Origin of the sequence: Pseudomonas sp. PDM26, from assembly GCF_019219185.1 — a bacterium.
Lineage (GTDB): Bacteria > Pseudomonadota > Gammaproteobacteria > Pseudomonadales > Pseudomonadaceae > Aquipseudomonas.
This window is the reverse complement of sequence record NZ_JAHUWC010000002.1, coordinates 25897-40522: the sequence shown is the minus strand read 5'-3', so window position 1 is coordinate 40522 and position 14626 is coordinate 25897. Positions and strand designations below refer to the sequence as shown.

9 protein-coding genes are annotated in these 14626 nt (G+C 61.3%); 5 read left to right on the top strand and 4 right to left on the bottom strand.

From position 1 onward, the window contains the following. Positions 1 to 29: 29 nt before the first annotated feature. Together abaF and KW849_RS04210 are read left to right on the top strand one after the other, a co-directional pair. Complete coding sequence (gene abaF / locus KW849_RS04215) at positions 30 to 1427, top strand: fosfomycin efflux MFS transporter AbaF (RefSeq protein ID WP_218427962.1); 1398 nt, start codon at positions 30 to 32, stop codon at positions 1425 to 1427. Between the two features lie 153 nt (positions 1428 to 1580). Continuing rightward, a complete protein-coding gene (locus tag KW849_RS04210) occupies positions 1581 to 3161 on the top strand; it encodes an aldehyde dehydrogenase (NADP(+)) (RefSeq protein ID WP_218427960.1) in 1581 nt (526 codons plus the stop codon). 154 nt (positions 3162 to 3315) lie between these two features. On the opposite strand, the gene KW849_RS04205 is transcribed toward KW849_RS04210, so the two are convergent. Next, positions 3316 to 4323 carry an Ldh family oxidoreductase gene (locus KW849_RS04205; RefSeq protein WP_218427958.1) on the bottom strand — a complete coding sequence of 336 codons (1008 nt, stop codon included), beginning with the start codon at positions 4321 to 4323 and terminating at the stop codon, positions 3316 to 3318. Positions 4324 to 4739: 416 nt separating this feature from the next. Here KW849_RS04205 and mexE point away from each other — a divergent pair, with 416 nt between their 5' ends. Genes mexE through KW849_RS04190 form a run of 3 tightly spaced genes read left to right on the top strand, consistent with a single transcriptional unit; the run spans position 4740 to position 10606 of the window. Beyond that, entirely contained in the window at positions 4740 to 5993 is a 1254-nt protein-coding gene (gene mexE, locus KW849_RS04200; RefSeq protein ID WP_218427956.1) for a multidrug efflux RND transporter periplasmic adaptor subunit MexE, read from the top strand. 12 nt (positions 5994 to 6005) lie between these two features. Beyond that, positions 6006 to 9185 (top strand): efflux RND transporter permease subunit, encoded by a 3180-nt coding sequence (locus KW849_RS04195; protein WP_218427954.1) that lies wholly within the window; start codon positions 6006 to 6008, stop codon positions 9183 to 9185. Then, positions 9185 to 10606 (top strand): efflux transporter outer membrane subunit, encoded by a 1422-nt coding sequence (locus KW849_RS04190; protein ID WP_108217536.1) that lies wholly within the window; start codon positions 9185 to 9187, stop codon positions 10604 to 10606. The genes KW849_RS04195 and KW849_RS04190 overlap by 1 nt, the downstream gene beginning before the upstream one ends. 657 nt (positions 10607 to 11263) lie before the next feature. Here KW849_RS04190 and KW849_RS04185 read toward each other — a convergent pair. From KW849_RS04185 to KW849_RS04175, 3 genes are read right to left on the bottom strand one after another with little or no spacing between them, the layout of a single operon-like run. Continuing rightward, complete coding sequence (locus KW849_RS04185; protein WP_218427952.1) at positions 11264 to 12211, bottom strand: HlyD family secretion protein; 948 nt, start codon at positions 12209 to 12211, stop codon at positions 11264 to 11266. Positions 12212 to 12215: 4 nt separating this feature from the next. Beyond that, positions 12216 to 12416 (bottom strand): DUF1656 domain-containing protein, encoded by a 201-nt coding sequence (locus KW849_RS04180; protein WP_218427950.1) that lies wholly within the window; start codon positions 12414 to 12416, stop codon positions 12216 to 12218. Then, positions 12406 to 14541, bottom strand: coding sequence for an FUSC family protein (locus KW849_RS04175; protein ID WP_218427948.1), 2136 nt, complete (start codon positions 14539 to 14541; stop codon positions 12406 to 12408). Before KW849_RS04175 ends, KW849_RS04180 begins: the two co-directional genes overlap by 11 nt. Between the last annotated feature and the right edge of the window lie 85 nt (positions 14542 to 14626).

The window sequence follows — 14626 nt, the reverse complement described above, 5'->3', positions numbered from 1 at the left end:
TTTTTTGCGCCTTAACAAGGTACCTCAGCATGTCCAATCCTCAACACACGCAAAGCGCAACCACACCCTCGGGACTCAAACGCATAGTGGCCGCCGCCATGGCTGGCACCGTCGCCGAATGGTATGAATTCTTTCTCTACGGCACCGCCTCGGCGCTGGTCTTCGGTCAGTTATTCTTCCGCCAGACCGACAGCCCCATCGACGGCATCATCGCCGCCTTCGCCTTGTACGCGGTCGGCTTTCTCGCCCGGCCGTTGGGCGGTCTGGTATTCGGTCACTACGGTGACAAATTCGGCCGCAAACGCCTGCTGCAACTGAGCCTGGTAGTGGTCGGCATCACCACCTTCCTGATGGGTTGCCTGCCTGGCTTCGACCAGATCGGTTACGCAGCGCCGGTGCTGCTGGTGCTGTTGCGGTTGATCCAGGGCTTCGCTTTCGGTGGCGAATGGGGCGGCGCGATTCTGCTGGTGTCCGAACACTGCCCGGACAATCGTCGGGGCTTCTGGGCCAGTTGGCCGCAAGCCGGGGTGCCGGCCGGCAACCTGGTGGCCACGGTCGCCCTGCTGCTGTTGTCGTCGAACCTGTCAGAACAACAGTTCCTTGCCTGGGGCTGGCGCGTGGCGTTCTGGTTCTCGGCGGTAGTCGTGTTGATCGGTTACTGGATTCGCACCAGCGTCGATGATGCGCCGATCTTCAAAGAAACCCAGGCCCGTCAGGCCCAGACCAAACAGCAACAGCTCGGTGTGGTGCAAGTGCTGCGTCATCACTGGCGTTCGGTGCTGGTGGGAATCGGCGCACGCTTTGCCGAGAACATCCTCTACTACACCGTGGTGACGTTCTCGATTACCTATCTGAAACTGGTGGTGCACAAGGACACCTCGCAAATTCTGCTGCTGATGTTCGGCGCGCACCTGGTGCACTTTTTCCTGATCCCGCTGATGGGCTATCTGTCGGACATCGTCGGGCGCAAGCCGGTGTACCTGACCGGCGCGGTGCTCACAGCGTTCTGGGGTTTCATCGGTTTCCCGATGATGGACACCGGCAACAACTGGCTGATCATGGCCGCCATCACCCTGGGCCTGGCCATCGAGTCGATGACTTATGCGCCTTACTCGGCGCTGATGGCTGAACTGTTCCCGACCCACGTACGCTACACCGCTCTGTCCCTGTGCTATCAGGTGGCGCCGATCTTCGCCGGCTCCCTTGCACCGCTGATCGCCATCACCTTGCTCAACAAGTACCACAGCTCGACTCCGATCGCCTGGTATCTGGTGGGCGCCGCGCTGATTTCCGTGGTGGCTGTCGGCCTGACCCGCGAGACCCGTGGCAAGTCATTGCGCCAGGTGGATGCCGAGTCGGCGGCGCGGGTTGCTGCCGTGGACGCAGCCGTGCCAGCCACCCCGCGCCGGGGTGATTCGTTGGCTTGAGTGCCTCAAAAGATCGCAGCCTTCGCCAGCTCCTACAGGAATGGTGTCCATCCGTTAATGCCGGGTGAATACGGTCGGTGCAGGAGCTGCCGAAGGTTCGGGCCGCGTTCGGACGATCTTTTGCCCTTTATCTTTCCAGACCGGAGATTTTCAATGCTCGAAATCCTTGGCCACAACTACATCGGCGGAGCGCGCAGCGCCGTCGGCGCCATCATCCTGAACACCCATGACGCCAGCACCGGCGAAGCACTGCCCTACTCTTTCGTGCAAGCCACTGCGCAAGAAGTCGATGCGGCCGCCCAGGCCGCTGCGGCCGCCTATCCAGCCTTTCGTAATTTGCCGGCGACGCGCCGGGCCCAATTCCTTGAAGCCATCGCTGCGCAACTGGATGCCCTGGATGACGAGTTCGTTGCCCTGGTGACCCGTGAGACCGCCCTGCCCAGCGCCAGGATTCAGGGCGAGCGCGGCCGCACCAGCGGCCAGATGCGTCTGTTCGCTCAGGTCCTGCGTCGGGGCGACTTCTACGGCGCGCGCATCGACCGTGCCCTGCCGGAGCGTCAGCCGCTGCCACGGGGTGACCTGCGCCAGTACCGGATCGGCGTCGGCCCGGTGGCAGTGTTCGGCGCCAGCAATTTTCCGTTGGCCTTTTCGACGGCTGGCGGCGATACCGCAGCGGCCCTGGCCGCCGGTTGCCCGGTGGTGTTCAAGGCCCACAGCGGGCACATGGCAACCGCCGAATGCGTGGCCAATGCGATCCTGCGCGCCGCCGAGCAGACCGACATGCCCAAGGGTGTGTTCAACATGATCTACGGCGCGGGTGTCGGTGAAGTGCTGGTCAAGCACCCGGCGATTCAGGCCGTCGGTTTCACCGGCTCGCTCAAAGGTGGCCGTGCCCTTTGCGACATGGCCGCCGCACGGAAACAACCCATCCCGGTGTTTGCCGAGATGAGCAGCATCAATCCAGTGTTGGTATTGCCCGAAGCCTTGCGTGCGCGCGGCGAGAAAATCGCCGGTGAACTGGTGGCATCGGTGGTCCAGGGTTGCGGGCAGTTCTGCACCAATCCTGGGTTGGTCATTGGTATTCGCGCCCCTGAATGGACGGCGTTCACTGCGCGACTAAGCAACCTGATGGCCGAACAACCGGCGCAAACCATGCTCAATGCTGGCACCCTCGGCAGCTATGAAAAAGGGCTGCGGGCCTTGCTCGAACATCCGGGCGTGACACACCTGGCGGGCCACGACCAACAGGGTAATCAGGCGCGGCCGCAACTGTTCAAGGCCGACATCAGCCTGCTGCTCAATGGCGATCCACTGCTTCAGGAAGAAGTGTTCGGACCGACCACCATTGTCGTTGAAGTAGCGGACAAGGTTGAGCTGCGGCAGGCGTTGAACAGCTTGCACGGGCAACTTACTGCGACATTGATTGGCGAAACATCGGATCTTCAGACCCATGCGGACCTGCTGATACTGCTGGAACAAAAAGTCGGCCGGGTACTGTTCAACGGTTACCCCACCGGGGTCGAAGTCTGCGATGCCATGGTCCATGGCGGGCCTTACCCTGCAACCTCCGACGCTCGTGGCACGTCGGTTGGCAGCCTGGCCATCGAGCGATTCCTGCGGCCGGTGTGCTACCAGAACTGCCCGGACGCCTTGCTACCCGACGCCTTGAAAAACGCCAATCCACTGGGGATTGCACGGTTGCTGGACGGCCGCAGCAGGCACGACCCAATCTAGAAAACCACACAAATACCTGTAGGAGTTGCCGCAGGCTGCGATCTGTTGATCTTAAGAATCAACATCAAAAGATCGCAGCCTGCGGCAGCTCCTACGCAAAATATGTGATCACCACCCATCAGATGTGGGAGCGGGCTTGAGCACTTTGACTCAATCAGGCGAGCAAAGCCTTGAGGTCGTTGTACAGCGCCTCGGGAATTTGCACGCCTTCCACCAGGCTGCGTACCCGCGCCGCGTAACGTCGTTGCGACGGTAAGCGTGCGCCCTGCCCTTCAATGCCCTGGAACAACGTTTCGGCCCGGGCCAGATGTTCTTCAGTGGCGTCCCCCAGAAAGCGCCGAGGGTCCAGGGCGATGATTAACTCGCCATGGTACGGCGACGACTTGCTGCCTGCGTCGTAAGCCAACGACTCGGCACTGGTCAGGTCACCAATCAGCGGCCCGGCAATCAACTCCACCATCGCCGCCAGCGCCGAACCCTTGTGCCCGCCGAACGTCAGCATCGCGCCGCTGTCGAGCACCACGTTGGCGTTGGTGCTCGGCTGGCCTTGGGCGTCGACGCCCCAACCTTCGGGAATCGCCTTGCCGGCACGCCGGTGCAGTTCGATATCACCACGGGCAATCGCGCTGGTGGCGAAGTCGAACACAAACGGATCTTGCCCCGCACGCGGCCAACCGAAGGCAATGGGATTGGTGCCGAACACCGGCAGTCGTCCTCCAGCCGGCGCCACCCAGGCGTGGCTCGGATTACACGCCAGTGCCACCAGACCGGCAGCGGTCAGTTGCTCGATCTCCACCCACAGCGCCGAGAAATGTACACAGTGGTTGATTGCCAACGCCGCAATGCCGTTGGCCTGGGCTTTCTGCGCCAGCAATGGCAACCCCGCCTGAAACGCCAACTGCGAAAACCCACCGCCAGCATCCACCCGCACGATCGACGGCGCCTGGTCGATCACCTGTGGCTCGGCATCGGCTGACACCTTGCCGGCCCGCAGGGAATTCACACACCCCAGAATCCGGTACAAACCGTGGGAGGCACAGCCATCACGTTCGCCAACAATCACCGTCGCCGCCACCGCTTGTGCATGGGCCAGATTAAAACCGTTGTGCAACAAGATCGATTCGGCCAACTCACGGGCTTCGATCAGGGTCAGTCGGATCATGGTCATCTCCTTGGACAGACCGGTCAGAGTGGTCTATCCGAGACGTTATGGCTTGATGGGTTTGGGCATTGGCGGTGACGAAATTGGCACAGTGCAGGCAGTTGGTAGAAGGCTGCCGGCCTCTTCGTCGGAACGCCGCCCGGAGCAAGCTCGCTCCCACAAGGTTTGCATCGTAGCTGTGGGAGAGAGCCTGCTCGCGAAGGCCACACCTCTGTTTCAAGACTGATTGATGCTTTTGCGGCAACACAGAATTGTCATCAATCTGATTGATAGACCTCTGCGTAAGGTGCAGGCTAGAGAGCTAACTTGGGGTCTCATATCATTCCGAATGATAGTTACCTTCGCCCCATTCGATTCGTGAGATACAAACCCGCCGCGCATCATTCGCCAATCTCAACACATTGGCGGATGCATCCATGGAACAGTCATTCAAACATTTGCGCTTCCCGTTGGCTTTGTTGGCCGTAGTGGTGATCAGCGCTTGCGGCAAGGCCCCGGAGACCGCCGCCAGCATGCCAGCGGCCAAGGTCAGCGTGGCCAAGGTGCTGGAACAACCGGTCAACGAGTGGGACGAATTCACCGGCCGCCTCGAAGCGCCGGAAACCGTCGAGATTCGTCCACGGGTCTCAGGCCAGATCGATGAAGTGGCCTTCACTGAAGGTGCCTTGGTCAAGAAAGGCGACCTGCTGTTCCAGATTGACCCGCGTCCGTTCCAGGCTGAGGTCCGCCGCCTCGAAGCCCTGGTTGCACAATCGCGCGCCAATGCTACCCGCAGCGAAAACGAAGCCCAGCGCGGTGAACGCCTGCGCACCAGCAACGCCATTTCCGCCGAACTGGCCGATTCGCGTACCAGCGCCGCCCAGGAAGCACGTGCCGCCGTCGGCGCCCTGCAAGCGCAACTGGACCTGGCCAAGCTGAACCTGAGCTTCACCCGCGTCACCGCACCGATCAGTGGCCGCGTCAGTCGTGCGGAAATCACCGCCGGCAACCTGGTGACGGCCGACACCACTCCGCTGACCAGCGTGGTTTCCACCGACAAGGTGTACGCCTACTTCGACGCGGACGAGCGTGTGTTCCTCAAGTACACCGAGCTCGCTCGCCAGGGCAAGCGCGGCGCCACCACCCCGGTTTACATGGGCCTGTCCAACGAGGACGGCAACCCGCACCAGGGCGTGATGAACTTCGTCGACAACCAGGTCAACCCGAAAACCGGCACCATCCGTGGTCGCGCCGTGTTCGACAACAGCGATGGCAGCTACACCCCGGGCCTGTATGCACGCCTGAAACTGGTGGGCAGCGGCACCTACAGCGCCATGCTGATCAACGATGAAGCGGTCGGCACCGACCTGGGCAAGAAGTTCGTGCTGGTGATGGATGCCGACAACAAGACCGCCTACCGCGCGGTGGAGCTGGGTCCGAAGATCGAAGGTCTGCGCATCGTGCGCAACGGCCTGAACAAGGACGACACCATCATCGTCAAGGGCCTGCAACGAGTACGTCCTGGTTCACCGGTCACCCCTGAAGTGATTCCGATGGCCAGCGAACAAACCCTCGCGGCACTCGCACAACAACGTCAAGCGCTGGAAGCCAGCAACCTGCCCCAAGTCGCGCCTGCCAGGGTTGCGCCGGGCACGGCTGTGAAACTGGCTGCCACGACCCCACGCGGTTAAGGGATTTTTACGATGAATTTTTCCCAATTCTTCATTTCGCGGCCGATCTTCGCAGCGGTGCTGTCGCTGCTGATCCTGATCGCCGGTGCGATCTCGCTGTTCCAGCTGCCGATCAGCGAATACCCGGAAGTGGTGCCGCCAACCGTGGTGGTTCGCGCCAACTTCCCGGGCGCCAACCCGAAAGTCATCGGTGAAACCGTGGCCGCTCCGCTGGAGCAAGCCATCACCGGCGTCGAGAACATGCTGTACATGTCCTCGCAGTCGACTGCTGATGGCAAGATCACCCTGACCATCACCTTTGCCCTGGGTACCGACCTGGACAACGCGCAGGTACAGGTGCAGAACCGCGTGACCCGGACCGAGCCGAAACTTCCCGAGGAAGTGACGCGCATCGGTATCACCGTGGACAAGGCGTCGCCCGACCTGACGATGGTGGTGCACTTGACCTCGCCGGACAAACGCTACGACATGCTCTATCTGTCCAACTACGCGATCCTGAACATCAAGGATGAACTGGCGCGGCTGGGGGGCGTCGGTGACGTGCAACTGTTCGGCATGGGCGATTACTCGCTGCGTGTCTGGCTCGATCCGAACAAGACCGCTTCGCGCAACCTGACCGCTACCGATGTGGTCACCGCGATACGTGAACAGAACCGCCAGGTGGCGGCCGGTGCCTTGGGGGCGCCCCCTGCCCCGAATGCCCAAAGCTTCCAGTTGTCGGTCAATACTCAAGGCCGTCTGGTCAATGAGGAAGAGTTCGAGAACATCGTCATTCGTTCTGGCGACAACGGTGAAATCACTCGCCTCAAGGACATTGCCCGCGTCGAACTGGGCTCCAGCCAGTACGCCCTGCGTTCGCTGCTGAACAACCAGCCGGCAGTGGCGATCCCGATCTTCCAGCGCCCTGGCTCCAACGCCATCGAAATCTCCAACGAAGTGCGGGCCAAGATGGCGGAGCTGAAGAAAAGCTTCCCCGAAGGCATGGACTTCAGCATCGTCTATGACCCGACGATCTTCGTGCGCGGCTCCATCGAGGCGGTGGTTCACACCCTCTTCGAAGCGCTGATCCTCGTGGTGCTGGTGGTGATCCTGTTCCTGCAGACCTGGCGCGCCTCGATCATTCCGTTGGTGGCTGTGCCGGTTTCGCTGATCGGTACCTTTGCCGTCATGCACCTGTTCGGCTTCTCGCTCAATGCTTTGTCGCTGTTCGGCCTGGTGTTGGCGATCGGTATCGTGGTGGACGATGCCATCGTGGTGGTGGAGAACGTCGAACGGAACATCGAGCTCGGACTGACCCCGGTCGAAGCCACCAAACGCGCCATGCGTGAAGTGACCGGCCCGATCATTGCCACGGCGCTGGTGCTGTGTGCGGTGTTTGTCCCGGCGGCGTTCATCTCCGGTCTGACGGGCCAGTTCTACAAGCAGTTCGCCCTGACCATTGCGATTTCCACGGTGATCTCGGCCTTCAACTCGCTGACCCTGTCGCCAGCGCTGGCCGCGGTATTGCTCAAGGGCCATGACGCACCGAAAGACCGGTTCTCCAAGGTACTGGACAAGGTTTTCGGTGGCTGGTTGTTCCGTCCGTTCAACCGCTTCTTCGAAAAAGCCAGCCATGGTTATGTCGGCACGGTTGCCCGTGTGATCCGCTCAAGTGGCATCGCCCTGCTGCTGTACGCAGGCCTGATGGTCCTGACCTTCTTCGGTTTCTCCAGCACCCCGACCGGTTTTGTCCCCGGCCAGGACAAGCAATACCTGGTGGCCTTCGCGCAACTGCCGGATGCCTCGAGCCTGGACCGTACCGAAGACGTGATCAAGCGCATGTCCGACCTCGCCCTGAAACAGCCAGGCGTGGAAAGCGCGGTGGCCTTCCCGGGCCTGTCGATCAACGGTTTCACCAACAGCCCGAACGCCGGCATCGTGTTCGTGACCCTCAAACCGTTCGACGAGCGTAAAGACCCGAGCATGTCCGCAGGGGCAATCGCCGGTGCCTTGAACGGCCAGTACGCGAACATCCAGGAAGCCTACATGGCGATCTTCCCGCCGCCGCCGGTACAAGGCCTGGGCACCATCGGTGGTTTCCGCCTGCAAATCGAAGACCGGGGCAACCTGGGCTACGAAGAGCTGTACAAGGAAACCATGAACATCATCGCCAAGAGCCACAACGTGCCGGAGCTGGCGGGCCTGTTCACCAGCTACACGGTGAACGTGCCCCAGGTCGATGCCGCCATCGACCGGGAAAAAGCCAAGACCCACGGCGTGGCCGTCAGCGACATCTTCGACACCCTGCAGATTTACCTGGGTTCGCTGTATGCCAACGACTTCAACCGCTTCGGGCGCACCTATCAGGTCAACGTTCAGGCCGAGCAACAGTTCCGCCTCGAATCCGACCAGATCGGTCAGCTGAAAGTGCGTAACAACAAGGGTGAGATGATCCCGCTGGCGACCTTCATCAAGGTCAGCGACACCTCAGGCCCGGACCGCGTGATGCACTACAACGGCTTCATCACCGCTGAAATCAACGGTGCGGCAGCCCCCGGCTACAGTTCCGGCCAGGCCGAAAAAGCCATCGAGAAACTGCTCAAGGAAGAACTGCCCAACGGCATGACCTACGAATGGACCGACCTGACCTACCAGCAGATTCTGTCCGGCAACACCGCGCTGTTCGTGTTCCCGCTCTGCGTGCTGCTGGCGTTCCTGGTACTGGCAGCTCAATACGAAAGCTGGAGCCTGCCACTGGCGGTGATCCTGATCGTACCGATGACCCTGCTGTCGGCCATTACCGGGGTGATTGCTTCCGGTGGCGACAACAACATCTTTACCCAGATCGGTTTGATCGTATTGGTGGGGCTTGCCTGTAAGAACGCGATCCTGATCGTCGAGTTCGCCAAGGACAAGCAACTGGAAGGCCTCAACCCGCTGGCGGCGGTCCTGGAAGCTTGCCGTCTGCGTCTGCGGCCGATCCTGATGACCTCCTTCGCGTTCATCATGGGTGTTGTGCCGCTGGTGTTCTCCAGCGGTGCCGGTGCCGAAATGCGTCACGCCATGGGTGTGGCGGTGTTCTCCGGGATGCTCGGGGTGACCTTCTTCGGTCTGCTGCTGACGCCAGTGTTCTACGTACTGATTCGTAACTTTGTCGAGCGCGGCCAAACGCGCAAAGCCGCCAAGGCCGCCCTGAAGCTGGAGTCGCACTGATGAGTTTGAAAGCCTTCCTGCCGAGCCTGCTGGTACTGGCCCTGAGTGCCTGTGCCGTCGGCCCGGACTACAAGACGCCAACCACCGAGGCGGCCCACATCACGGCCGCCACCGATGGCGCCGCCGGCCAGAAAAACTTTGACCGTTCGCGTTTCGAAGGCATCTGGTGGCAACAGTTCGAAGACCCGACCCTCAACCAGTTAGTGACGCAATCCCTGCAAGGTAACCGCGATTTACGTGTCGCCTTCGCCCGCTGGAAAGCCGCACGGGCGATCCGCGATGACGTCAGCAACGACGCCATGCCGACCATCACCAGCCGCGTCAGCAGTGATTTGGGCAAAGGCCAGATTCCCGGCCAGACCACCGACCGGGTCAACAGCGAACGCTATGACCTGGGGCTGGACATGGCGTGGGAGATCGACCTGTTCGGCCGCATCCAGCGCAACCTGGAGTCGGCTAACGCCGAGCAACAGGCGTTCGAGGCCGACCTGTACCAACTGCAAGTCACCATGATTGCCGAACTGGTGGATTCCTACGGCCAGCTGCGCGGCGCGCAACTGCGGGAGAAGATTGCCCTGGCCAACCTGGAGAACCAACAGGAGTCGCGCAAGATCACCATCAGCCTGCGTGATGCCGGCGTCGGCGATCAGCTTGATGTGGAACGGGCCGATGCGCGACTGGCGTCGGTCGAAGCCAGCGTACCGCAATTGCAGGCCGAACAGATTCGGCAGAAAAACCGCATCGCCACCCTGCTGGGTGAGCGGCCGGACAAGCTGACCGTGGACCTGAGCCCGAAAGACCTGCCGGCGATCGCCAAGGCATTGCCGATCGGTGATCCGGGTGAACTGTTGCAACGCCGTCCGGACATTCGCAGTGCCGAACGCCAACTGGCCTCGGCCACGGCGCGTATCGGCGTGGCCAAGGCCGATCTGTTCCCGCGGGTCAGCCTCAGCGGCTTTCTTGGCTTTACGGCCGGGCGCGGTTCGCAGATCGGCTCCTCGGCGGCCAACGCCTGGGCGCTCGGCCCGAGCATCACCTGGGCGGCGTTTGACCTGGGCAGTGTGAAAGCCCGTTTGCGCGGCGCCGACGCCGATGCCGAAGGCGCCCTGGCGACCTACGAGCAGCAAGTGTTGCTGGCCCTGGAAGAATCGGAAAACGCCTTCAGCGACTACGGCAAACGCCAACAGCGTCTGATTTCGCTGATTCGCCAGAGCGAGTCCAGCCGTTCCGCAGCCGATCTCGCCGAGATCCGTTACCGCGAAGGCACGGCCGATTTCCTTGTGCTGCTCGACGCCCAACGGGAACGCCTGGCCGCCGAAGACACCCAGGCCCAGGCTGAAGTCGACCTGTATCGCGGCATCGTCGCGATCTACAAGGCCCTTGGCGGCGGCTGGCAGCCGGAGACGGTCGCCAGCAATTGACCCAATGTTTTAAAGCGCTCCTTTGGTTGGCCGCAACCAACCAGTTCCTTAGCCCTGCGTCTCATTCGGTCGCGGGGCTTTTTTTGCCCACAACACAAATCCCTGTAGGAGCTGCCGCAGGCTGCGATCTTTTGATCTTGATCTTCGCTGGTCGAGTACACAAAAAGGTCAAAAGATCGCAGCCTTCGGCAGCTCCTACGGGGTTAGCGGTGTTCTTCGACGGTCACGGTGGCAGTCGTCCCCGCCCTCAGGTTGTTTTTACCGGCATAGTCGGCATCAGCCCTGCGTCTCATTCGGTCGCGGGGCTTTTTTTGCACACAACACAAATCCCTGTAGGAGCTGCCGCAGGCTGCGATCTTTTGATCTTGATCTTCGCTGGTCGAGTACACAAAAAGGTCAAAAGATCGCAGCCTGCGGCAGCTCCTACGAGGTTAGCGGTGTTCTTCGACGGTCACGGTGACCGTTGTCCCGCCCTCAGATTGTTTTTACCGGCATAGTCGGCATCAGCCCTGCGTCTCATTCGGTCGCGGGGCTTTTCTGCACACAACACAAATCCCTGTAGGAGCTGCCGCAGGCTGCGATCTTTTGATCTTGATCTTCGCTGGTCGAGTACACAAAAAGGTCAAAAGATCGCAGCCTGCGGCAGCTCCTACGGGGTTAGCGGTGTTCTTCGACGGTCACCGTAGCAGTCGTCCCCGCCCTCAGTTTGTCTTTACCGGCATAGTCGGCATCGATCTCGATCCGCACCGGCACCCGCTGCGCCAGTTTGATCCAGGTGTAACTGGGGTTGATATTCGCCAGCAGGCGACCGCCCGGCAGGTTTTCCCGGTCGGCAATGGCAAAGGCAATGCTCTGCACTTTGCCGCCGAACGTCTCGCCACTCATCAACTCGATCCTGACCCGGTCGCCCTCCCCGATCCGCGGCAACTTGGTTTCTTCAAAGTAACCGCTGACATAGAACGAATCGCTGTCCACCAACGCCAGCAATGGACCGCCGGCCGAGGCGTAGTCGCCCTCACGGGTCAGCAGATTGGTGACATAGCCGGTCACCGGGGAGACGACGTGGGTACGCTGCAAATCGAGCTCGGACTGGGTCAAGGCCGCGATGGCCAGTTGCACGTTAGCCTGGGCCAACACCAGGTTGGCCTGATTACGCAGCAAGTCAGCCTGGGCCACCGACACATCGGTGCTGGCTTTTTCCCACTCTTCGCCGGAAATTGCCGAGCGATCCTTGAGCGTGCGCCGCCGATGCTCTTCGCTCTGACGTTGTTTGAGCAACGCTTCGCTGGCGGTAATGGTCGCCTGGGCCTGCCCGAGCGAGGCTTTCGCCACCTCAACGGCACGTTTGGCATGCTCCACCGCCAGGATGTAACGCGCCGGATCGATCTCCAGCAACGCCTGGCCTTTGTTCACATGCTGGTTGTCCTGCACGGTCAGGCTGACGATTCGCCCCGAAACGTCGGCGGATAAGGTCACCACATCGGCACGCACCCGGGCATCCCGGGTCCAGGGGGCGCGGGTGTAATGCTCCCAGGCGAACCAGCCCAGGATAACGGCCAGCAGTACCACCGCCAGCGTCGTGAGTCGGGAAAGGATGTTGTTCAAGGCATCAGGCTCCCATCGCCAGAATCAACGTGGCGCAGACGCAGATGTATAGCGCGCCTTCGAACAGCGCTTCGTGCCAGACAAACTGCAGCACACCCAGACGCCGCAACGTCCAGTCCAGCAGCAGAAAAATCGGCACGCCCAGCAGCAGCGCCTGAGCAATCGGGGGCAGGTAGGCACCACCCACTTCCAGATCAATGGGCAAGGACAGGGTCTCCTTCAAGGCCTGCGGGTTGAAAGTAGCCACGATAACGCTCGACGAACGACACCACGATCAACAGCGCCACGCGCATACGGAACACCGACCACAAGTGCTCATGAACATCGGTATGCAGGGCATCCAGTTCGTCGCCCAGGGTGTGGAGGCTATCGAGCACCTGCGCCACTTCGACGCCGGGCCGACCGGCGACCAGCCTCCCCGTTTCACGCACTGTCGAGAACAGGCGACTTTGCAGAGCCGGACTCAGTAGCGCATTGTTCTGCCCCTGCTGCCTGAGCTGATTCAACGCAGTGCCCAGTGCCATGCAGGCCAGGCTGACCTGGAACCGTTCACGCGATTGTGGCTCCCGGGTCGCCGGCAGCAGCCCCAGCATCATGGTCAGGCGATCGACCATACGGCTCTCGAACGCAAACTGCTGCTCATCGGTCGCCGAGGTTTTCAGCAAGGCGTACACCTGTTCGCAGCTCTCTTTGTGGAGCCGGCGCATGCGCAAATCCGGCATGAACGGAAAGATCAACGCATACACACTCAACGCCAGCACGGTCGCGCAGGTATAAGCCCCGGCAAACTCGAACCACTGGATCGCGGTGTTCTGGCCAATCCCCACGTTCAACGGGCCGAGCAACAGAAAAGTCGTGAGCCCCAGGCCAATGCCGGTACCTGTAGTGGCGGGACTGGCCAGGCCCACCGCAACGGCATAGAGCAAGGGCGCCAGCAACAAGGCCAGCATCTCGAAATTGCTGATCATCGGCACGAACATGAACTGAAGCAGTGCCGAGGCCACCAGCGCCAGCCCGAATCCGCGCGCATAGCTTTGAACGGCCAGCAGCGGCCGGGGAAACGTCGACATCAGCGAACACAGGATGCCCACCAGCACCATCGCGCCTCGCGCACCGTCCCAGCCGGTTTCGATCCAGATCAGGCCGGCGATCAACAGCGCGGAAAAAGCCCGGACGGCATTCATGGTCGCCAGGGTGAAGTCCAGGTGCAGCGGGTTTTCCCGCCCACGAAACACGCTGCTCGCGGGTCGACCGCTCTGGATGGCATCACTCAACTCGAGAATCTGCTCAAGTTGCTGCAGCAGGCGAGCTTGTTCCCAGCGCAACGACCAGGCCAGCGAGCGCAAGGTGGCCGGCAGCGGTTCGGTCAACTGTTCGGCCCTGTAGGCCAGCTCATCGAAGCGTTGTTGCAGCGACGTGAAATGATGGCGCTTTTCACTGGACAGCGAACGCCCCTCCCGCGCCAGTTCATCGAGAAAGGCCAGTTCTTCGGTGCGCAGCCGTTGAATTTCTTCAGGCAACTCGCCCTCCCAGCGCTCGGTCAACAACAACCGCTGGTGGCGCAAGGCGGTCAACCGCGCGGTCAACAACACCAATTGATTGCCCAACAGTTGCACCAGTCCGTTGGCACTGCGCAAGCGCGGTGCATCGTAATACATGTGCCGGCGCACGCCTTCCAGGCCGCTGATCTGCCCCAACAGCTGCATTTGTCGGTGCTGGAAATCCGCTTCGCTCTCTTCGGTGCGGATGACCGCGCTGGCATGGGTGGCCAGCAACCGGGTGATTTGATCGATCCTGGCGAAGTAGTCCCGGGCCACGGCTTCGGGCCTGGCGGTAAGCAGGCTGACCACGCACACGCAGGCGACTGCCAGCAAGGTTTCAGTGAGGCGGGTCACCGCCAGCAAAAAGGTGCCGTCCTGATCGGGAATCGCCAGCAATGCGATGACCACGGCGGTGTAGCCACTGAGCACGAATGCTCCGGAGCTGGTGTAGCGCAACAGCGTGCCACCGGCGGTGCACAGCGCCAGCCACAGGGCCAGGGTGGTGATGAACGGCAACGGTGCCTGCGCAAATATCGCCATGATTGCCACAGCCACGACCGCCCCCATGGTGGTACCGATGACTTGGCCAAAACTGCGTGCCAGCACCATGCCGCCCAGTGGCTGGCTGATGATGACCACGGCCATGATCGACCACTTGGGTTGATCCAGATCGAACAAAAACGCCAGATACAGTGTCAACAAACCGGCCGCGATGGTTCGCAGGGCAAACAGCAACACCCCGGGCCCGGGGTTGAGCATGGCCTTGAAGTACTGCAGCAACGCTTGCATGGGAACACTCGTCGAGACACCTCCAGCAAGCGTAGTCACTGCTGGGAGCCTCGACAGGTTTTGCTGTCGACACCGTTTGCAGGCC

Bases quoted from the DNA above. Each gene is read 5' to 3' on its own strand.
- KW849_RS04205 (WP_218427958.1), bottom strand. From the start codon at position 4,323: ATGATCCGACTGACCCTGATCGAAGCCCGTGAGTTGGCCGAATCGATC.
- mexE (WP_218427956.1), top strand. From the start codon at position 4,740: ATGGAACAGTCATTCAAACATTTGCGCTTCCCGTTGGCTTTGTTGGCC.
- abaF (WP_218427962.1), top strand. From the start codon at position 30: ATGTCCAATCCTCAACACACGCAAAGCGCAACCACACCCTCGGGACTC.
- KW849_RS04175 (WP_218427948.1), bottom strand. From the start codon at position 14,541: ATGCAAGCGTTGCTGCAGTACTTCAAGGCCATGCTCAACCCCGGGCCC.
- KW849_RS04195 (WP_218427954.1), top strand. From the start codon at position 6,006: ATGAATTTTTCCCAATTCTTCATTTCGCGGCCGATCTTCGCAGCGGTG.
- KW849_RS04210 (WP_218427960.1), top strand. From the start codon at position 1,581: ATGCTCGAAATCCTTGGCCACAACTACATCGGCGGAGCGCGCAGCGCC.
- KW849_RS04190 (WP_108217536.1), top strand. From the start codon at position 9,185: ATGAGTTTGAAAGCCTTCCTGCCGAGCCTGCTGGTACTGGCCCTGAGT.